This window comes from Paraglaciecola aquimarina (assembly GCF_032464635.1).
Classification (GTDB): Bacteria; Pseudomonadota; Gammaproteobacteria; order Enterobacterales; family Alteromonadaceae; genus Paraglaciecola; species Paraglaciecola aquimarina.
This window is the reverse complement of sequence record NZ_JAWDIO010000002.1, coordinates 2914445-2934012: the sequence shown is the minus strand read 5'-3', so window position 1 is coordinate 2934012 and position 19568 is coordinate 2914445. Positions and strand designations below refer to the sequence as shown.

Here is a 19568-nt window from a genome sequence, read left to right as displayed (position 1 = left end):
TCAATACTAACCTGAAATCCCCCCTACTTTGATTGCGCAAATTACCACCACATATTGGGTTGCAAAGTTATCAAAACCTCACTATCTTGTGTTCGGTTCCTAAAACGACAGGGATAATTAGACTTGTTTTTAATTATCTAGTAAATGTCTAATTTAACAATTTAATACACTTGTTTGGTGGATAATTAACCACCCAACATTACCATGCTTAATCAAGGCTATTGAATAGCCAGAAATAAAACTAACGGCTCAAATACATGAATAATAATTTATACGTCACTAAACGTACTGGCGAACGCGAAGTCATAGACTTGGATAAAATCCACAAAGTGATCGAATGGGCAGCCAAAGGATTAAATAACGTATCTGTTTCTCAAGTAGAAATAAAGGCACATATTCAATTTTATGACGGTATAAAAACAGCTGATATTCACGAAACCTTAATTCGCTCAGCAGCCGAGTTAATTTCAACTGACTGCCCCGATTATCAATATTTAGCCGCTAGACTTGCCATCTTTCACCTACGTAAGAAAGCTTACGGTACATTCGAGCCCCCAGCTTTATATGACCACGTTACATCTCTAGTAGCGAGTGGCAAATATGACAAACATTTATTAGAAGACTACAGCCAAGCTGAGTTCGAAGAAATGGGTGATTACTTAGATCATTGGCGTGATATGAACTTTAGCTATGCCGCCGTTAAACAACTCGAAGGCAAATACCTAGTTCAAAACCGCGTGACAGGTGAGATCTACGAAAGCGCTCAATTTTTATACATTTTGGTCGCGGCTTGTTTATTTGCCAACTATGAAAAAGAAACGCGCATGGATTATATCAAGCGTTTTTACGATGCCACTTCTAAATTCAAGATATCTTTACCGACTCCAATAATGGCAGGTGTTCGCACCCCAACTCGTCAATTTAGTTCTTGCGTGTTAATTGAATCAGGCGACAGCTTAGATTCAATCAATGCAACCACGAGCGCCATTGTTAAATATGTCAGTCAACGTGCAGGAATTGGCGTAAATGCTGGACGAATTCGCGCATTAGGTAGCCCTATTCGTGGTGGCGAAGCGTTTCATACTGGTTGTATCCCGTTTTATAAGCACTTTCAAACAGCGGTAAAAAGCTGTTCACAAGGTGGGGTACGTGGTGGCGCTGCGACTTTATTCTATCCCTTATGGCATTTAGAAGTTGAATCGCTATTAGTACTTAAAAATAACCGTGGAGTTGAAGAGAACCGAGTTCGTCATCTGGATTATGGTGTGCAATTTAACAAATTAATGTATTCACGTTTAATTAAAGATCAGCACATTACATTGTTTAGCCCTTCAGATACTCCTGGTTTATATGATGCGTTTTTTGCGGACCAAGATGAGTTTGAGCGCCTATACGAATTATACGAAAAAGATGAATCAATTCGTAAAAAGCAAATAAAAGCCATCGAATTATTTAGCTTGTTTATGCAAGAGCGTGCGAGTACAGGTCGTATTTACTTACAAAATGTCGATCACTGCAATACTCACAGCCCCTTCAATCCTAAACTCGCACCAGTACGTCAAAGTAACCTATGTTTAGAAATTGCTTTACCGACCAAACCTTTGAAACATGTAAACGATGAAGAAGGTGAAATTGCACTTTGTACTTTATCTGCGTTCAATTTAGGTGCCATAGAAAGCTTAGATGAATTTGCAGAGCTATCTGACTTAGCTGTTCGTGCTTTAGATAGCTTACTCGATTACCAAGATTACCCTGTTCCCGCTGCATTTAATGCCACTATGGGTCGACGTACTTTGGGCATAGGCGTTATTAATTTTGCCTATTACTTAGCCAAAAATGGCGTGAAATACTCAGACGGCAGCGCCAATGGTTTAGTACATAGGACCTTCGAAGCGATGCAATACAACTTAATGAAAGCATCATGTAATTTGGCTAAAGAAAAAGGTGCCTGTCCTAAGTTTGATGAAACCACCTATTTCCAAGGCTTAATGCCTACCGACACCTATAAAAAAGATTTAGATAAAATCTGTGACGAACCATTACATTGCGATTGGAACGCCCTAAGAGCAGACATAAAACAGTATGGCTTACGTAACAGTACGTTATCAGCACTTATGCCTTCAGAAACCTCGTCGCAAATATCTAATGCCACCAATGGTATTGAACCACCCCGCGGCCATATCAGCATTAAATCAAGTAAAGATGGCGTACTAAAACAAGTTGTGCCTGAATACGAAAGATTGAAAGATCAATACGAATTATTGTGGGACTTACCTTCAAACGACGGCTATCTGCAGTTAGCTGGTATTATGCAAAAGTTTGTTGACCAAACTATTTCAGCCAACACCAGTTATGATCCTAACAAGTTTGAAGGTGGTAAAGTGCCAATGAAACTGCTACTTAAAGATTTATTAACTAGCTACAAACTTGGTGTGAAAACCCTTTATTACCACAACACTCGTGATGGTGCTGGAGACTCTTCTCAACAAGAGCTTCCCAGTCAAAAGTTCACTCCCCAAGAAGTTGTTGTTGAAGAAGATGACGACTGCGCAGGCGGTGCTTGTAAAATATAACGGCTAAAAATAACAAATCGACACAGCCACCTTTGTGGCTGTAACTCGTAATAACGTATACCTAATGGCAACGACACTTAATGAAATACACCACTTTTAATCAAATTAGCAATAACCCTCTAACAGAGCCTATGTTTTTTGGTCACCCGGTCAACGTGGCTCGTTATGATCAACAAAAACACCAAATTTTTGAAAAGTTAATTGAGAAACAAATATCTTTCTTTTGGCGTCCTGAAGAGGTGGATGTCAGTAAAGACAGAGTAGATTTTCAAAAGTTGAGTGACTCCGAAAAACACATTTTTATTTCTAACTTAAAATATCAAACATTGCTTGATTCGATTCAAGGTCGTAGCCCCAATATCGCATTATTGCCTATTATTTCTATACCAGAATTAGAAACATGGGTTGAAACATGGTCTTTCTTTGAAACCATACATTCACGTTCTTACACCCATATTCTGCGCAACTTATTTGGTGATCCTAGTGAAATATTCGAAGATATAGTCGAAAACGAGGAAATCAAAAAGCGCGCAGCAGACATATCAAAATATTACGATGATTTAATTTTTGCCACGCAACTTTGGCAAACACTGGGCGAAGGCACTCACACCGTGAATGGCGAGACACACACCATTTCTATGCGTGAACTGAAGAAAAAACTATTTTTATGCATGAACTCAGTAAATGCCTTAGAGGCCATTCGTTTTTATGTGTCTTTTGCCTGTACCTTTGCGTTCGCCGAAAGAGAATTAATGGAAGGTAATTCAAAAATCATCAGGCTAATTGCTCGTGATGAGAATCTACATTTAACCTCTACTCAGCACATTATCAACTTATGGGCTAAAGGCAAAGACGATCCAGAAATGGCTGAAATTGCTGAAGAGTGTAAAGAAGAAGCCGCCAATATATTCTTAAACGCGGTAGAGCAAGAAAAAGAATGGGCCGAATTCTTATTTCAGCAAGGCTCTATGATTGGTCTAAACAAAGAAATCCTATGCCAATATGTTGAGTTTATCGCCAATCACAGAATGTCTGCCATTGGTTTAGGCCAGCCTTTTGATGTCAAAAGTAACCCATTGCCTTGGATGAATAATTATCTCAATTCAGACAATGTACAAGTGGCGCCACAAGAATCTGAAATCAGTTCTTATTTAGTTGGACAGATCGACGCAGAAGTCAACGCTGATGATTTTGGTGACTTTGATTTATAGGTCCCGATGAGCAAGTTTAACAACAGTATTATGATTGAAATAAAAGATCATAATACTGTCTGCCATAAGTCAGATAAAACCTTATTAGAAAGCATCGAAGCTAACAAAATTGAAGTACATTACCACTGTCGTGAAGGCTACTGTGGAGCGTGCAGAACAACATTGTTAGAAGGTGAAGTTGAGTACAAATCCGATCCATTGGCATTTATCGACGACAACGAAATTTTGCCTTGTTGTTGCTTCCCCACCACAGATATCAAAATTGAATTAGGCTAAGCGTAATAACGAGCGCTGAGCTTACCAACACACCTTGCCTTTATGCTTTTTAGCCCATGCTCTCAGCACCACTGAGCGTGCCTAGCCAAACATTAGCTAGTCTACCAACTGATAATCATCAGTCAGGATTCTAATAATTTCAGCTTTAGGATTATCACTCAATACCAACTGACTGCCGGTAATTTTTTCAGCAATATCAATATAAGTTTTTGATACTTGCATCAGCACATCAACGGGCAATGCATTATTTTCTGCCAAAGCTAGACGTTCTGACATACGGTTTTTATTTAATAAAATATCCGGATCAGGAAAATGATTTAAAAGCAGTTGACGAAAGCCCTCTTTAGAATTTTCGACCACTTTACCCTGTTGATATTGCTCAGCATCCCAAATACGCGAAGAATCCGGAGTACCCACTTCATCCATATAGATCAGTTTGTTGTGTCCTGCAATATCTTTGACGTACCCAAACTCGAACTTAGTATCGACAAAAACCTGCCCTATATCATCTAGTGCTTGGCTAATGACGGCAAAACCTTCGGTTAATAACCGCTCGTAAAGCGCCACATCACTTTCACTTTCAAAATTAAAAGCAGCATAATTATCGGTAATATTTTGTCGAGTAATATTAACATCGTCGGCTTCAGGTACACCTGGAATACCCTGTAAAATACCTTTAGTTGAGGGAGTCATGAGTAATTTACTCAGCTTACTATCTTGCGTTAACCCCTCTTCTAACTGAATACCACAAAAATCTCGCTCACCTTTCGCATACGCACGCCACATTGACCCAGTAATATATTGGCGACATATCGCTTCAATCATAACGGGTTTCGCTTTTTGCACTATCCAAACAAATGGATGAGGTATATCTAAAATATGACTGTCCGCTAAACCTTGTTGTTTAAACAAACTAAACCAGTGATTAGAAATTGCATTCAACGCAGCCCCTTTACCTGAGTACACCTTGCATACCTTCTTCACCATGCCAAATACAATCAAATGCTGATATACGGTCACTTATCACCATAATAGCCAGCGGCGTATCGTCGGGTACAGGATAATTTTTTTGCTGGATCAAACGACGGCTATCTTGCTCAGTAAGCCAATATACCGAACGTACTTTCCCACTATGAACTGGCAGTTCTGTTCTAATAGGTAAATCATTGTTAATAGCTAAAATAGAGTCCGAAATAGACATGGTTATCCAGCTCCTTGAAAGGGAATATATAAACGGAAATGATGCGTTATTTTACCACCTAGCGCGTAAACTTAGGTGGCAATAACAATTTAAATATCTAAATTTTCTGCAGACATCACTTTAGAAAAAGCGTCATATAAATCGGTTAATTTATTGACAGGAAATGGTTTACTGTCACTGTCTAACAAGGTGACCGACGTTTTAGGACCTAAATCGCCTAATTTAAAACGATATTCTTCTTCGGTTAAATTGAGCTCGGTGTTGTCATCACCCCACATACCACTCCACCAACCATCATCCACACCATTAAATTTAGTGAACAACAGCCCAGTTGATTTATCGTAATCTTTTACATCGAACCCTAGTTTTCTCAGTACTAATAAAAATCTAGGCCATGCAATATCATACTTAGCATCGACGACGTAGGCAGCTTCCCCATCTTCATCAAATCCAAGTGCCATGGCCAAACCTTGGCGAATTTCTCGAATACGTTTAACATCAGCCAGCTTGATTTCAAACTCATAGTGCTTAACGACTTCATTCAAAATATCTACAGCGTGACGTCTTTCTTCTGTTGATTGTGTAATTTCAGGGGAATCGGGGCTATCTTGTTGTTTATATTCTAGCAACTGTGCTTTTAATGCAGCAGTGCGTCCATGGGGTTTGAGTTCTAAATCAAACTTAAAGCGCTGCCCTGTGACTCTTGCTGATTTCGACCAGCTATACCATTTAGCATTGCTAGCTTCATCTATAATTAACCAATCAGTTTCTAAAAATTGTCGCTCTTTATTAAATTCTTTTACGCCTATGCCTTCTTTCTCAAGAAAGGCAATTAACGAATTCCAAATGGTAATATCTAACGCTTGGCTATCATCCACTTGATCAAACCAAATCGTCGCGTCTTTAGAGCCTTCTTCAATATGAGACCCCGTAACTATGGGCAACACTAAAGCTGGTGACGCAATACTCAATGCTTCGCCCATAGTACCTTTCTGAGCTTGCTCGCCTATTTCAGGAAGTTTGTATGCATCACTAAAGTTTGGCGTATCAACATCTTCAGGGATATCTATTCTTTGACCAGGATTTTCTTGCAAATAATCAAAACTACCGCTAGCCATTTCTCTTTCTTCAAGCGAGCTACAAGCGGTTAATAAACCTAACGTCACTAGGCTAATAAAATGTATCTTATGCGTCATGCTATCTCCTTAAGATAATACGCCAGAACTGCGCATGACTTGTTCGATTGTATTTTGGCTCTCAAGTTCAGATTCAACCAAAGGTAATCGTAAAAAAGCCGAATTTGTTAGACCCATTTTAAATAATGCCCACTTTGGCAATACTGGATTAGGTTCAATAAACAAACTTGTGTGGAAATCTGCAATTTTGTGGTTTATCTGTTTTGCTAGGGTAACATTTTTCGCAAATGCCGCTTCACACATGTCAGCCATTTCTTTTGGTACCACATTAGCAGTAACCGATATCACGCCATGGCCACCATGCAACAAAAACTCACAACTACTATCATCGTCGCCACTTAACATGACAAAGTCATCGGCAACTAAAGGTTGCGTTGCTTTTAATCGAGCAATATCACCGGTTGCATCTTTCAAACCAACAATCTTAGGATGTTTAGCAAGTTCAGCCACGGTTTCAGGCAGCATGTCTGCAACCGTTCGACTGGGTACATTGTACAAAATAACCGGAAGATCTGTCGCATCGGCAATCGCAGTAAAGTGCGCCACTATGCCTTTTTGCTGTGGTTTATTGTAATAAGGCACTACGCTTAAAAGCCAGCAACACCTGTAGTGGCAATTTGTTCACTTAGAAATATCGCCTCAGCGGTAGAATTTGCGCCAGTACCGGCAATCACAGGTATTTTACCTTGTGCATATTCTACAGTGCGGCGTACCACCTCAATATGTTCGTCAAACGGCAAAGTAGCAGACTCACCCGTTGTACCAACCGAGACTATTCCGTGAGAACCATTTTGAATATGAAACTCAACCAACTTCTTTAAAGAAGGGTAATCAATTTGCCCGTTATCAAACATTGGCGTAATCAGCGCCACAAAGCTACCAGTAAACATGTATTCTCCATTAAAATTTCGCGCCTAATGTTAATGATACAACCCAGTAAAAACAAGCTTTGAATAGCACAATAAGCATATTAGAATAGAAACTATTCGTGCTCGACGATAATCGGGTATAGTTATTCTTCTAACTAGGACAATATTGGTCAAAAATGAATCAACAATTAATCATTACTATTTTAGGCGCTGATCAAATTGGTGTATTAAGCACGTTAGCCGACACCGTTTCGGGGGTCGGATGTAATATTTTAGATAGTAGACAAGCAATTTATGGACAAGACTTTTCTTTGACAATGATTATTGAAGGGAGTCCAACGGCCATTTCACGAGCGGAATGTTTATTACCCCAGACATGCCAAAAACATAATTTGCTATCACTCATGAAACGCACCACAAAGCATAATAAGCAGAATTTGGAGAGTTTGGTCGATGTCGTCATAAGGGGTAAAAGCTCACCTGGACTGATTGATCATATTACGCATTTTTTCTCTACCTATAAAATATCGGTGAGTGCTTTTAGATTCAAGTTTATAGACGATGAAAATAACAAAAGCGCTGAAAACCTCGACATGAAATGTAAGATGGTGATATCGATCCCCCATCAACTCATTGTCTCGGAAATTGAACAGGCCTTTCAAAAACTGCTGCTGCCCCTTAATTTAAAAGGTGAATTTAAACAAAATCACTGACATACACTCAATCAAAGGAAACCAATATGCAAATGCTCGAAGAAGGCGCTATCGCCCCTGCTCTTGCGTGCCCCGATCAAAATGGTCAGGCAACATCCATTAGCGACTTTAAAGGTAAAAAAGTGCTAGTCTATTTTTACCCTAAGGCCATGACGCCAGGCTGCACTGTGCAAGCACAAAGGGCTACGAGATATTCAAACCGAACTCAATAATCTACATGTGGTAGTACTTGGGGTTAGCCCCGATGCGGTTAAACGCTTGCCTAAGTTTATTGAAAAAGAAAGTTTGAATTTCACCCTCCTCTCGGATGAAGATCATGCGCTAGCCGATGCCTTTGGCGTATGGGGCTTAAAAAGTTCATGGGCCGTGAATATGACGGAATTCACCGCACCACGTTTCTAATTGATGAATCAGGGAAAGTCGAAAAAGTTTTTAAAAAATTTAAAACAAAAGAGCACCATCAAGTTGTGCTCGACTATTTACAAAAAAGTTAACCGCACACGGGCCCACCTAGTCGTATAGATTAGTTGGGCTTATCTTCTTCAGTGGCTATTTTTACCGGCGTCGACCACGCATTGGCGACCGCTTTGACTAAAGTGGCTAATGGGATAGCAAAGAATACCCCCAAAATCCCCATAACCCACCGAAAAACAGAACAGCCACAATAATATATATTGGGTGTAAACTAACAGCTTCAGAAAATAAAATCGGCACCAATGCATTGCCATCGAGTGCTTGAATAATGCCATAGGCAAACATCAAATACCAAAACTCTGAGGTTAACCCCCATTGAAACAAGCCAACGGCAGCCACTGGTATAGTCACGACCGCTGCGCCTATATAAGGTATCAATACTGAAAATCCAACCAGCACGCCCAATAACAGCGCATAACGTAAATCCATGAAAGCGAAAGTAACGCTAGCCACAGTGCCAACAATAATAATTTCGATCACTTTTCCGCGAATGTAATTAGCTATTTGCGTATTCATTTCTGAACCAACTTGCTTAATCAAGCGACGTTCATTAGGCAGCAAAGACGCCACATTATTAACTAAAACGTCTTTGTCTTTGAGCATGAAAAAAACCATCAATGGCACCAAAATGCAATATACAAGTAAGGCTCCTAAGTCCCCCAAAGAACTAACAGATGCCGACAGTATTTGCTCTCCCAGCGTAACCACTTTTTCATTTACACCCTGTAACATATTTTGAATATGCTCAGCCTCAACTAAGTCTGGATAGGTTTCTGGTAACTTAACCAACCAAGATTGGCCTTCTGCCCAAATCTGTGGCATTTCTTTAATTAAGTTGATGCTTTGTTGTACCACTGCTGGCACAACCCCAACAAAGGCCAGTACGCAAATAGTAATAAAACTGAACAATACCAATACCGTGGTATAACTTCTTGATAATCCTAATTTTCCAAGTTGGGTGACCGGCCAATCTAACAAGTAAGCAATAATAGCCGCGACTAAAACCGGCATTAAAATTCCACCCCACATCACTAATAACAATGATGAGACAAGCAACATAAGAAGCAACATCATGGAATCAGGATCTGAGAATTTTCGTTTATACCAACGTTCAAAAACGCTTAACATTTATACTCCTTGCTAGTTTTGTAACTTTGCCGCTTTGAAAGGCATGTAATCTTACTATTTTGGCTAATGTGTGTGACAATATAAGGATTGTAAAATAGCATGTTAATTGGCTATTGATTAGAAGTAATTTAGATTCTTGGCTGGTTTTTTTACATCTTGATGATTACTCCTAATCGCAAACACTTGGCCTTTTAAAAAGGTGTCAAAACTCAAGTAAAAATGGATTAGAGGTTTTATTTTGATAAGCGATTGGAATTGTCGATTTAACAATGTTAAGGCTATTTTGCAGTTAAAAAAATCAATCAATTTTGGCGATGTGTCACTTAATTTTCAAACGGTTTATAACAAGCTCGCTGATTTAGAGGGTACCTTTGTTGATGGGTTTGACAATAATATTAAATATTTGCTTAATTCAGAAAACTGGAACCCAGCAAAACTAGTAGATGGCAAGCCACAAGTCGCACTGAAAACTCGCATGGATCAATATGCTTTCGAACTCCATTGTTTTCCTATCATTCGAGACGAAGCCCAAGCAGTTGTCATCCCAAATGAGCCTAGTTCACCTTTTAGGGAATATAATCCAGCAACATTCGGTCCGGTATTAAAAATTAACGGTCTACAAGATTTAATTAACATGATGCATAGAAAAGGTGATGATGCAGATATGGAATTAATCAAATATGCCCACATGATGACTGAACAACTAATAGGTTTGTTTACCCACAAATTAAAAGTAGAAACCCAAAATGGTAGTTCTGTTAAGGGATTTTTTACTGAACTTGAACCTGAAACAAACGAATCTCGGGTAAATTAAGCGACATTTCCTAACACTTTTGCTGTTAATAAATGAACTTATTTATCTATTTAGCATTCTATTCATATGAACATATGGATTAACAAAAATAGAACACTTGCAATTTATGATTAGATTTTCTCAAGCATTATTACCTATTATCTGTTTAATACAAATAATAGCTAGTGAGACAGTTACAGCAGCAAATAAGAAAAATGACCTGCCGGAAATTGGCGTGGTAGCATCAAGCGCCATTAGCGTAGACAAAGAAATGCAAATAGGCGATGCGTTAATGCGTCAACTTAGAGGACAAGCGCCAATCGTCAGAGATCCACTGCTAGACGAATATATTCAAGATATTGGTAATCGCTTAGTCGCTCAAGCCGAAAATGTAAAATTCCCCTATACATTCTTCACCCTGAATAGCCCCGACATAAATGCATTTGCTTTTTTTGGAGGGCATATAGGCATACATACCGGTCTGATATTTAATGCGCGGACAGAATCAGAATTAGCCTCTGTTTTAGCCCACGAAGTGAGCCATGTGACACAAAGACACATTGCCAGAAGCATTGCAGCCCAACAAAAATCATCACCCTTGCAGTTAGCGTCTTTACTGGGAGGAATACTACTGGCCGCGGTGAACCCTGAAGTAGGCATGGCGGCAATTTCTGTGGGTAATGCCGCATCCACTCAGTCATCTATCAATTACACTCGACAAAATGAAAAAGAAGCCGACCGAGTAGGCATTAGTATTCTTGCCGAAGCGGGGTTTGATCCAAATGGTGCCAGTTCATTCTTCAATATATTGGCGGAAAAAAATCGTTCAAAATCGGCACCAATGGCCTTTTTGCTCACACACCCGTTACCTGAGTCTCGGGTTTCTGACGCAAGAACCAGAGCCGCCATGTTCAGACCCAGAAATATCCCACCAAGTATCAATTTTTCATTTGGCCAAATCTCGGGTGTTAGCCCGTTATTATGCAGATCCAGAACGTAATATCGCCTACTTTTCTGGTTTGCTAGCAAGCAAAAACTACGTATTTAGACAGGCTGCCCAATATGGACTCGCCCTCTCTTATTTTGGCAATCAACAATATGAGCTAGCTTTTGAGATAATTGATGAACTCGTAAAACAAGAGCCTAGAAATCTATTCTATTTAGATACGTATACTGATTTGTCGATTGAGATGAACAATCACCAACAAGCCATAGACAAACTCAGCAGGCAAATTGTTCACACCCCTTATAATCAGGTATTGACTTTGAATTTGGCCAATGTGCTGATAAAAGACAACCAAGCAGAAAGAGCCACCGCCTTACTTAAAGATTATCTGCTGATTAATCCTGACCACTTTTTAGCCTATGAATTATTGTCTGATGGGTATTTAGCGACAGGACAAAAACTGGAAATGCACCGAGCCAAAGCAGAAATATATGCGTTAGTCGCCGCATATCCTAGAGCGATTGACGAGCTGCAAACGGCTTATAATTTTGCCAATGATAGACAAATAGAAAAACAAAGGATCAGGGCAAGAATCGATCAGTTTCGCACTGCTCAAGAAAAGTTACAAACCTTGTAAAGAGTAAATGACTGCTAGTAGCTTTTCTGCACTTTGCTCGCCTTTCAATTGTTTTTTAACCTTACCATCAGGACCGATAATAAAGGTAGTTGGTAAACTAGTGGGTGGATTTCCCCAAGGTAATAGCTGCAAGTTTTCTATTAATGGAAATTGAATCTGATGGGTGCTTTTTAACGCACTTTAATTGTGCTCGGGTAACCTTATCGAAACTCACACCATACAATAAAATGTTCGGGTTATGTTGCTGGTGAAATTTGTTTAGTTCTGGAATTTCTCGTAAACATGGTACACACCACTCTGCAAAATAGTTAATAACGACCCATTTACCTTGCAATGAAGACCAGCTGTTTTTTTGACTATCCAAAGTAGTAAAGTCAGATTTAGTGGCGATATTAGCCCATATACCAAAAAGTAACGCTAACACGGCTATCAAAATGAACATGGACTTTTTCAAGGTAACTTTTTCCTAAATTAACTGTCGCAAAATGAATTTGAAGGTAGAATACGTGGATAAACCTTTTGGAAAAAGAAATTTATGCCCAATTTAACAATAATCCACAACCCTCGATGCTCAAAAAGTCGTCAAACATTACAACTACTACAAGATAAAGGTTTTGCACCTGAAATAGTAGAATATTTAAAAACCCCACTTAGCGGCGCGCAAATCGCACAAATCGTCACACAACTAGGGTTTGATTCAGCGCGACAATTACTGCGCAAGGGTGAAGATGCTTTTAAAGAAAAAGGCTTAAACAATCCGCAGCTAACAGAACAGCAAATTATACAAGCTATGGTTGAGGCGCCTAAGTTAATTGAAAGACCGATAGTCATCAACCAAGATAAAGCGGCAATTGGCCGTCCTCCAGAATCGGTATTGGACATTTTATGAGTCTAAAAATTTTGGTGCTGTATTACAGTAGACATGGGGCTACCCAAACTATGGCAAATAAAATAGCCATAGGTATTGAACAAGCAGGTCTAGAAGCCTGCCTGCGAACAGTACCAGAAATCAGTACAAATATTGGCGACACTCAGCAAGCTGTTCCTGCTCAAGGTGATCCTTATGTGTGTGAACAAGATTTGCTAGACTGCGACGCCCTAGCATTAGGCAGTCCAACCCGCTTTGGCAACATGGCAGCGCCACTTAAATATTTCATCGATCAGACTAGCGCACAATGGCTAGCAGGCTCACTTGAAAATAAGCCTGCCTGTGTCTTTCACTTCGACGGCCAGTATGCATGGAGGTCAAGAAAGTACCTTGTTATCTATGATGTTACCGCTTTTGCACCATGGCATGTTACTGTGTGGATTACCCTACTCCGCACCTCAACTTCATACCACTGTTACAGGTGGCTCACCGTATGGCGTGACCCATTTGGCCCAAGGTAAAACCCCAAGTAAACTCAGTGAAGATGAAGAAATTTTATGTATCGAACAAGGCAAACGCTTAGCACAATTAACCGCAAAGCTTGGAAAATAAAATGAATTTATCCACCCAATTCTATCGAAAACTTGCCCTCGTCAGCTATGTTCTACTGACAATTTGGATCGTTGTTTGGCATTTCTTTTTAACGCCAGACAAAGCGACCAGCCACTTATTTACCCTATTACTGTGGGTACTGCCAATTTTATTGCCAGCCAAAGGCCTGATAGCCGGTAAGCCTTACACTTATGCATGGACCAATTTTGTGGTGATGTATTATTTACTTCACGGTTTAACCTCTATCTATGCAGTTAAGGCCGAATGGTTTTATGCGTTAATCGAAATAATATTGTGTTGTACTTTATTTACTGGTTGTAGTTTTTATGCACGCTTAAGAGGCAAAGAACTAGGCTTAGGTATTCGAAAATTAAAAGAAGAATTGCAGGAAGAAAAACAAGCCTTTGAGGGTAATCCCCCTCCCCGTAAGTAACACCCGTTAAACTGCATTGCTAGAAAGCCTAGTTTGCCAACAATTCAAATTTTGTTCAAACTCGGCAAAGGCAACGGACCGAAACGGGTCATTTACAGCTCATATGACGCATAAATTTAAAGGAACCCTTAGTGGGCAAGCAAGCTAAATTTTATATAGGTATTGACGGTGGCGGGACTAAGTGTAAAGCCCGATTGGAGAATGCTAACGGTCAACTATTGGCTGAGGCTATTGCTGGTCAAGCGAATGCAGCCCTTGACCTAACAGGCACAGTTCAATCCATAATTCAGGCCAGTGAACAAGCAATTAAACAAGCCAATATTGCCGATCTATCCATCAACCAACTCAACGCTGGCATTGGTTTAGCGGGCCTTAATATTCCTGAAGTAAAACAAGCGTTCCAAGCCCTAACGCTGCCCTTTGCTGACTATCATGTCACCACCGATTTGCATATCGCTTGCTTAGGGGCCCACCAAAGCGATAAAGGGGCTATTGTGATTATTGGTACTGGCTCTTCGGGCGTCGTGATAAATGGCGATCAGCACGTGGAATTAGGCGGCCATGGATTTGTGGCCGGCGATAAAGGCAGTGGAGCATGGTTAGGCAAGCAAGCCGTTAGCTTTTGTTTAGAAACCTTAGATGGATTACACCCGCTTAACCCATTAAGTGACGCAGTGTTAGCTGAACTTCATTGTCAGTCTGCATTGCAACTTGCCAATTTAACCTTAAATGCAAAACCAGCATTCTTTGCTACATTAGCCCCTACTCTGTTTATGCAGGCCAAAGACCAGCAACCGGAAGCTATCGCCATCATTGCCCAAGCAGCGGATTACATAAACAGACTCAGCACTAAGTTACTTTCTTTTAATACACCACGCTTGTCCTTTATTGGTGGTATCACCGATGCCTTGATACCCTATTTAGCGCCTGATATACAAACATCTATTCAACCCGCTTTAGCAAGCCCGGAACAAGGAGCGATTCTGTTCTCTAAGTTGACATCGAAGTAGTACTAGGCATTATTTGCCGGCAACAAAATGAGCGGTTTCTGGCAACCCAACTTGCAACGTCTCTCTTCATTAAGGTTGCTTTAGAACACTAGTAGTAGCAAGTTCAGCAAGGTATTATGCATAATGTAATTTGTGAAGCTCTTGCACAATAGGTCTGGGGCTTTGCGCAATAGCTACGTTACTTATGAAGTATGCCTGTAAATGTTCGACAAATTGAACGTTAGCCTACAGCTTCGGTAGGCCTGAAAATACAAAAGCCCGCTAAAGGAAATCTTGATGCGCTATTTTGCAAAACAAATATTTGATGGACGCGAACTAAAAACCAATCAAGTCATCACTATCGAAAATGGCAAGATTATTACAGTACAAACCGCAACGTCAGACAATTCATACCTTCAATTACATGGCTTAGTTGCACTAAGGCTTTATTGATGTACAAGTAAATGGCGGTGGTGGAGTGCTATTTAATAATCAGCCTACTGTTAGTACTTTACAAATCATGAGTAAAGCGCATCAGCGATTTGGTACAACCGCCATGTTACCGACTCTGATAACCGATGATTTTTCAACCATGACGCTGGCGGCAGAGGCGATACAGCAGGCGATGGCGATGAAAATGCCGAGCATTTTAGGGGTACACTTTGAAGGGCCACACTTAAGTCAGCCTAAAAGAGGTATCCACCCACAACAACATGTTCGCCCTATTAGTGACAAAGAGTTGGCATTATTTACTCGTCAGGATTTAGGTGTAGTGTGTGTCACGTTGGCCCCAGAAAACGTACCTTGCGACATTATCAGAGATTTAGTTTCAGCCAATATAAAAGTCTGCCTTGGTCATTCAAACGCAACATTTGAGCAAACCATGGCAGCGATCGAAGCAGGTGCTCAAGGCTTTACGCATTTATTTAATGCTATGTCACCATTACACAGTCGTGCGGCAGGCATGGTCGGCGCAGCGCTACTTAATGATTCTACGTATTGCGGTCTAATTGTGGACCATGAACACGTCGATGTGGCTAGTTGCCAACTGGCTATTAAATGTAAATCGCCCTCAAAAATAATGTTGGTCACAGACGCCATGTCACATGTAGGCAGTGAGCAAATCGACCTAAATTTCAGCGGAATGAATATAACTCGTGATGGCAATAAGTTAACAATTGCGGGTGGGAGGTTAGCCGGTTCCGCTTTGGATATGGCCACAGCGGTTAGCAATAGTATACAAAATTTACGTTGCTCACCTGAGCAAACATTAGGAATGGCGTCATCCACCCCTGCGTCATTTTTAGATTTGCAACATAAAGGCTACCTCGATAAGGGCTACGATGCAGATTGGGTAGTGCTGAACGAGCACTTTAAAGTCACCGACACTTTCGTCGGCGGAAAAAAGTGAATTAATGACCCTGATAACAACAAGAAAGGTGAGCAATGCAAGCAGGCAATCCAGCGAACAGTCAACCTAACGCTTTGATACCGATGTTGATTATCGGCATACTATTTTTTATCTTCGGCTTTGTCACTTGGCTAAATGGGGCCTTGATCCCTTTTTTACAAATAGTATGCGAACTCACAGAAAGCCAAGCCCTTCTCATCGCTTTTTCATTTTATATCGCCTATGTTGTTATGGCGTTACCTATGGCTTGGGTATTAGATAAAACAGGCTATAAGAAAGCCATGAGCTTAGGTTTAGGCTTAATTGCTGTAGGCTGTTTGTTATTTATTCCAGCCTCTTATAGCCGCGAATTTAGTGTGTTCTTGATTGCTCAATTTCTAGTAGGTACTGGTCTCACTATATTACAAACCGCTTCTAACCCTTATATCGTTAAAATTGGTCCACAAGAAACCGCGGCAGTACGTATTTCCATAATGGGATTATTGAACAAGTTCGCTGGTTTTATAGCGCCTATCGTTTTTACAGCGTTAGTTTTAGGGGAGTTTTCTCAGGTTAACGCTCAGTCTATTGCTGCCTTATCCGAAGCAGATAAGGTGATACAAATAGCGGCTTTAGCTGATGGTTTAGTTAAACCATACGCAGCAATGGCGCTGGTATTATTCGTTTTAGCCATATTATTGAATTTTTCTTCTTTACCCGATTTAGTGTTAGAGAAACCTGACACGGAAAATGACGCACCAACAAAATTAACGGCCTACCCACAATTAATTTTGGGCGTGATTGCATTGTTTTTATATGTAGGTGTAGAGGTTATAGCCGGTGATACTATAGGGTTATTTGGCTCTCAACTAGGCGTTGAAAATGCAACAACACTCACCTCCTATACCATGGCGTTTATGGTGTTGGGATATCTATTGGGATTAGTCATTATTCCCAGCATAGTTAACCAATCTCAAGCCTTATCTGGCTCTGCAATCTTAGGCATCATTCTGAGTATTGCTATTGTATTTTCCAACAGTCAGTCGATACAAATCTCTGCTGTACTATGGGGGTGGATGGGTTTGAACCTACTCCCAGACACCATTACCTTAATTGCTATACTGGGTTTTGCCAATGCTTTAGTTTGGCCAGCAATATGGCCATTGGCGCTAGATGGCTTATTTAGTTTGACCGCAAGAGGATCTGCGTTATTGATAATGGCCATTTCTGGCGGAGCAATTTTACCTATGGTGTACGGTATCTTAGCTGAACATTTTAGTAGTCATTCCGCTTATTGGATGATGTTACCTTGTTACGGTTTCATTTTGTTTTACGCTGTCAAAGGACACAAAATTAAAGCATGGAAACAATACTAACTCATTGGTAATAGAAAAAACGATAAGTTATCTTCAAATAGCTAGAATGCTTTTAACAAAAGGAATGGTCAGCTTACGTTGTTGCTGAAGGGATTTTCATCGAGTAAATCGAGTGAATTAAGTAACGCTGACATATCTCTTTGCCAATGGTTAACAAGAAACTTTGCCACGTCTTTTGACATGTTTAACCCGCGCAGCTCTGCACGCACGGTCAGCGCTTTCTGACGTTGCTCATCGGTTAAAGACATAAGCTGAAAGCTGATCCCCCAAGATAACCGAGACTTTAAATCAGCCAAGTCCAAAGGCAACATTTGTGAGGGCTGGTTCCCCGTCATCACTAAACAAGCTGTATTTTGTTCTTTCACTCTATTGATTAGATCAAATAACGCCACTTGCCAGGTAATACTGCCTTCTAAATGATGAATATCATCTAGGCAAATAATAGCATAATGCTCTAGCCCCATTAATACATCGGGTGTTAACTCAGCATGTTGTTGGAAGTTAAGATAAACGCAACTCACACCATTTAATTCAGCTTGATGGCATAAGGCATAAAGTAAGTGACTTTTACCCACTTCTTGATCGCTAAACAGATAGTTCAACCAGTGCTTCATGCCGCCTTCATTCATCGCCACAAACAATTGTTTTAGGTGGTCGCACAGCTGCTTGTTTTTCCCTTCAACATAGCTTTCAAACGTTTCTGTTTCTTTAATATTAACAGGGAGTGATAGTTGACTTGTTACTTGCCCCAAGAGAACTCCGAATCAGACCTAGCTTGACCAAACTGGTCTAATACTGGTGTGATTTTTCCGCCTAACTCAAAGGCATTCTTAAGATCGTCATATTCACCTAACAGATCAACTTCAAATGTAGCGGATGAGCCTTGTTGTTTGATCAAGCTAGCGGTATTCACAACGCTTAAGTTTTGCAAAAAATTAGACACATCCACATAAGCTTGTAAGGTATCAATATTTCTAATAGTAATTTCAACATTTTGGGTAGATGAATAAAGGTCATTTAAATCGACCGCATAAATTTCCGCTAATTGATCGGCTAATACATCGACTAATTGACTGCCTAACAGCACAATAGTATCTGCTTTAACTTGGCCTGCTTGCAATTTACCATTTTGAATAAGTGTCCAATCAGCTACCCATTCCTTGCTAGATAAATTGCCATTCACGCCCACAGTTTGCTCAGGATCTTGTGAACCTTGGTAGACTCTAGCGGAAAGAACAGATTGCACACCATACCGTTCGCTAGCGCGCATAATTTGTTGGCTAAACCCGCCCCATATATCGTAAACCGTTAGATTTTGTACATCATCTAAATCCCATAATGGATAAACCAATTGAATCCCTCTGGTTTTAGCCCTTAATTCTAATTGCCTAAATAATGGAGGGTGGCTGTCAGCAGTGGTGATGGTCCTAGACTGCCTATCGGTCGTTTGTATTGCCATCCATACTAAACTATCTGCACGAGTTTTATCCCAAATTGGAAAACCTGCTTTTCTAATGAGTTGCTCAACTCTTTCACGATCAAAATTAATTAACAGATACAACTGTCCTTCATCATTCTCATATCGATAAGACTTAACTAAACGAGTGACACCACTCATTCCTTTACGAATAGTGGCGTTCTTCAAAAGATCGGCTTTCCCTCTGACCTTCACTAAGACCTGGCTAATCCCTTGTTTAAAAGCATTGGCTTGATTTTTTCTGATTGATCAGAGACTGCTATTTTGGCGTCAAAAAGGTCATTGATGACAGCGGCATCAATTTGAAAACTACCCAAGCTAAGCAAGATTAAAAATGCCAGCGAATTAACGGAGTACCATTTTATTGGCATCTGGGCCAATTCTCCCTAGTTAGAAATTGCAAAAA

The 19568-nt window shown here is 40.2% G+C and carries 15 protein-coding genes and 6 pseudogenes; 14 read left to right on the top strand and 7 right to left on the bottom strand.

Annotated elements, in window-relative coordinates; all coding sequences use genetic code 11:
• Window positions 1-257: 257 nt before the first annotated feature.
• The 3 genes from nrdA to yfaE all read left to right on the top strand — a co-directional run bounded on the left by nrdA (window position 258) and on the right by yfaE (window position 4060).
• Window positions 258-2573 carry a class 1a ribonucleoside-diphosphate reductase subunit alpha gene (gene nrdA / locus RS130_RS14590; protein ID WP_316026534.1) on the top strand — a complete coding sequence of 772 codons (2316 nt, stop codon included), beginning with the start codon at window positions 258-260 and terminating at the stop codon, window positions 2571-2573.
• A gap of 80 nt (window positions 2574-2653) precedes the next feature.
• A complete protein-coding gene (nrdB, locus tag RS130_RS14585; protein WP_316026533.1) occupies window positions 2654-3784 on the top strand; it encodes a class Ia ribonucleoside-diphosphate reductase subunit beta in 1131 nt (376 codons plus the stop codon).
• A gap of 6 nt (window positions 3785-3790) precedes the next feature.
• Entirely contained in the window at window positions 3791-4060 is a 270-nt protein-coding gene (gene yfaE / locus RS130_RS14580; protein WP_428982788.1) for a class I ribonucleotide reductase maintenance protein YfaE, read from the top strand.
• Window positions 4061-4156: 96 nt separating this feature from the next.
• Here the strand turns inward: yfaE and RS130_RS14575 are convergent.
• The 3 genes and pseudogenes from RS130_RS14575 to dapA all read right to left on the bottom strand — a co-directional run bounded on the left by RS130_RS14575 (window position 4157) and on the right by dapA (window position 7347).
• A pseudogene (locus RS130_RS14575) lies at window positions 4157-5261 on the bottom strand (phosphoribosylaminoimidazolesuccinocarboxamide synthase).
• An 89-nt stretch (window positions 5262-5350) separates the two neighbouring features.
• On the bottom strand, window positions 5351-6457 hold the full coding sequence (gene bamC, locus RS130_RS14570) for an NlpB/DapX family lipoprotein (RefSeq protein ID WP_316026532.1): 1107 nt from the start codon (window positions 6455-6457) through the stop codon (window positions 5351-5353).
• A 9-nt stretch (window positions 6458-6466) separates the two neighbouring features.
• Window positions 6467-7347 (bottom strand): annotated as a pseudogene (gene dapA, locus RS130_RS14565) (4-hydroxy-tetrahydrodipicolinate synthase).
• 155 nt (window positions 7348-7502) lie between these two features.
• Here dapA and RS130_RS14560 point away from each other — a divergent pair.
• Together RS130_RS14560 and bcp are read left to right on the top strand one after the other, a co-directional pair.
• A complete protein-coding gene (locus tag RS130_RS14560; RefSeq protein WP_316026531.1) occupies window positions 7503-8039 on the top strand; it encodes a glycine cleavage system transcriptional repressor in 537 nt (178 codons plus the stop codon).
• Window positions 8040-8065: 26 nt separating this feature from the next.
• Window positions 8066-8533 (top strand): annotated as a pseudogene (bcp, locus tag RS130_RS14555) (thioredoxin-dependent thiol peroxidase).
• 29 nt (window positions 8534-8562) lie between these two features.
• Here the strand turns inward: bcp and RS130_RS14550 are convergent.
• Window positions 8563-9641, bottom strand: a pseudogene (locus RS130_RS14550) (AI-2E family transporter).
• 283 nt (window positions 9642-9924) lie between these two features.
• Here RS130_RS14550 and RS130_RS14545 point away from each other — a divergent pair.
• Together RS130_RS14545 and bepA are read left to right on the top strand one after the other, a co-directional pair.
• Window positions 9925-10455, top strand: coding sequence for a hypothetical protein (locus RS130_RS14545; protein WP_316026530.1), 531 nt, complete (start codon window positions 9925-9927; stop codon window positions 10453-10455).
• 106 nt (window positions 10456-10561) lie between these two features.
• Window positions 10562-12017, top strand: a pseudogene (gene bepA, locus RS130_RS23860) (beta-barrel assembly-enhancing protease).
• Window positions 12018-12114: 97 nt separating this feature from the next.
• Here the strand turns inward: bepA and RS130_RS14530 are convergent.
• A complete protein-coding gene (locus tag RS130_RS14530) occupies window positions 12115-12471 on the bottom strand; it encodes a TlpA family protein disulfide reductase (RefSeq protein WP_316026527.1) in 357 nt (118 codons plus the stop codon).
• An 81-nt stretch (window positions 12472-12552) separates the two neighbouring features.
• Between RS130_RS14530 and arsC the strand changes: the two genes are divergently transcribed.
• The 7 genes and pseudogenes from arsC to RS130_RS14495 all read left to right on the top strand — a co-directional run bounded on the left by arsC (window position 12553) and on the right by RS130_RS14495 (window position 17685).
• Complete coding sequence (gene arsC, locus RS130_RS14525) at window positions 12553-12906, top strand: arsenate reductase (glutaredoxin) (RefSeq protein ID WP_316026526.1); 354 nt, start codon at window positions 12553-12555, stop codon at window positions 12904-12906.
• Window positions 12903-13497 (top strand): annotated as a pseudogene (wrbA, locus tag RS130_RS14520) (NAD(P)H:quinone oxidoreductase). Before arsC ends, wrbA begins: the two are co-directional and overlap by 4 nt.
• A gap of 1 nt (window position 13498) precedes the next feature.
• A complete protein-coding gene (locus RS130_RS14515; protein ID WP_316026525.1) occupies window positions 13499-13930 on the top strand; it encodes a DUF2069 domain-containing protein in 432 nt (143 codons plus the stop codon).
• 131 nt (window positions 13931-14061) lie between these two features.
• Window positions 14062-14940 (top strand): glucosamine kinase nucleotide-binding domain-containing protein, encoded by an 879-nt coding sequence (locus tag RS130_RS14510; RefSeq protein ID WP_316026524.1) that lies wholly within the window; start codon window positions 14062-14064, stop codon window positions 14938-14940.
• Window positions 14941-15216: 276 nt separating this feature from the next.
• A complete protein-coding gene (locus RS130_RS14505) occupies window positions 15217-15372 on the top strand; it encodes a hypothetical protein (protein ID WP_316026523.1) in 156 nt (51 codons plus the stop codon).
• A gap of 25 nt (window positions 15373-15397) precedes the next feature.
• Window positions 15398-16330, top strand: a complete 933-nt coding sequence (gene nagA / locus RS130_RS14500; RefSeq protein ID WP_316026522.1) for an N-acetylglucosamine-6-phosphate deacetylase — start codon at window positions 15398-15400, stop codon at window positions 16328-16330.
• Between the two features lie 35 nt (window positions 16331-16365).
• Window positions 16366-17685: a sugar MFS transporter gene (locus RS130_RS14495; RefSeq protein WP_316026521.1), complete on the top strand. Its 1320-nt coding sequence runs from the start codon at window positions 16366-16368 to the stop codon at window positions 17683-17685.
• Between the two features lie 68 nt (window positions 17686-17753).
• On the opposite strand, the gene hda is transcribed toward RS130_RS14495, so the two are convergent.
• Window positions 17754-18437: a DnaA regulatory inactivator Hda gene (gene hda, locus RS130_RS14490; RefSeq protein WP_316026520.1), complete on the bottom strand. Its 684-nt coding sequence runs from the start codon at window positions 18435-18437 to the stop codon at window positions 17754-17756.
• A complete protein-coding gene (locus tag RS130_RS14485; RefSeq protein WP_428982786.1) occupies window positions 18425-19357 on the bottom strand; it encodes a DUF2066 domain-containing protein in 933 nt (310 codons plus the stop codon). The genes hda and RS130_RS14485 overlap by 13 nt, the downstream gene beginning before the upstream one ends.
• Between the last annotated feature and the right edge of the window lie 211 nt (window positions 19358-19568).

Coding starts and splice junctions, on each gene's coding strand:
- RS130_RS14515 (WP_316026525.1), top strand. CDS start 13,499: ATGAATTTATCCACCCAATTCTATCGAAAACTTGCCCTCGTCAGCTAT.
- nrdB (WP_316026533.1), top strand. CDS start 2,654: ATGAAATACACCACTTTTAATCAAATTAGCAATAACCCTCTAACAGAG.
- RS130_RS14495 (WP_316026521.1), top strand. CDS start 16,366: ATGCAAGCAGGCAATCCAGCGAACAGTCAACCTAACGCTTTGATACCG.
- nrdA (WP_316026534.1), top strand. CDS start 258: ATGAATAATAATTTATACGTCACTAAACGTACTGGCGAACGCGAAGTC.
- RS130_RS14560 (WP_316026531.1), top strand. CDS start 7,503: ATGAATCAACAATTAATCATTACTATTTTAGGCGCTGATCAAATTGGT.
- bamC (WP_316026532.1), bottom strand. CDS start 6,457: ATGACGCATAAGATACATTTTATTAGCCTAGTGACGTTAGGTTTATTA.
- RS130_RS14505 (WP_316026523.1), top strand. CDS start 15,217: ATGCGCTATTTTGCAAAACAAATATTTGATGGACGCGAACTAAAAACC.
- yfaE (WP_428982788.1), top strand. CDS start 3,791: ATGAGCAAGTTTAACAACAGTATTATGATTGAAATAAAAGATCATAAT.
- arsC (WP_316026526.1), top strand. CDS start 12,553: ATGCCCAATTTAACAATAATCCACAACCCTCGATGCTCAAAAAGTCGT.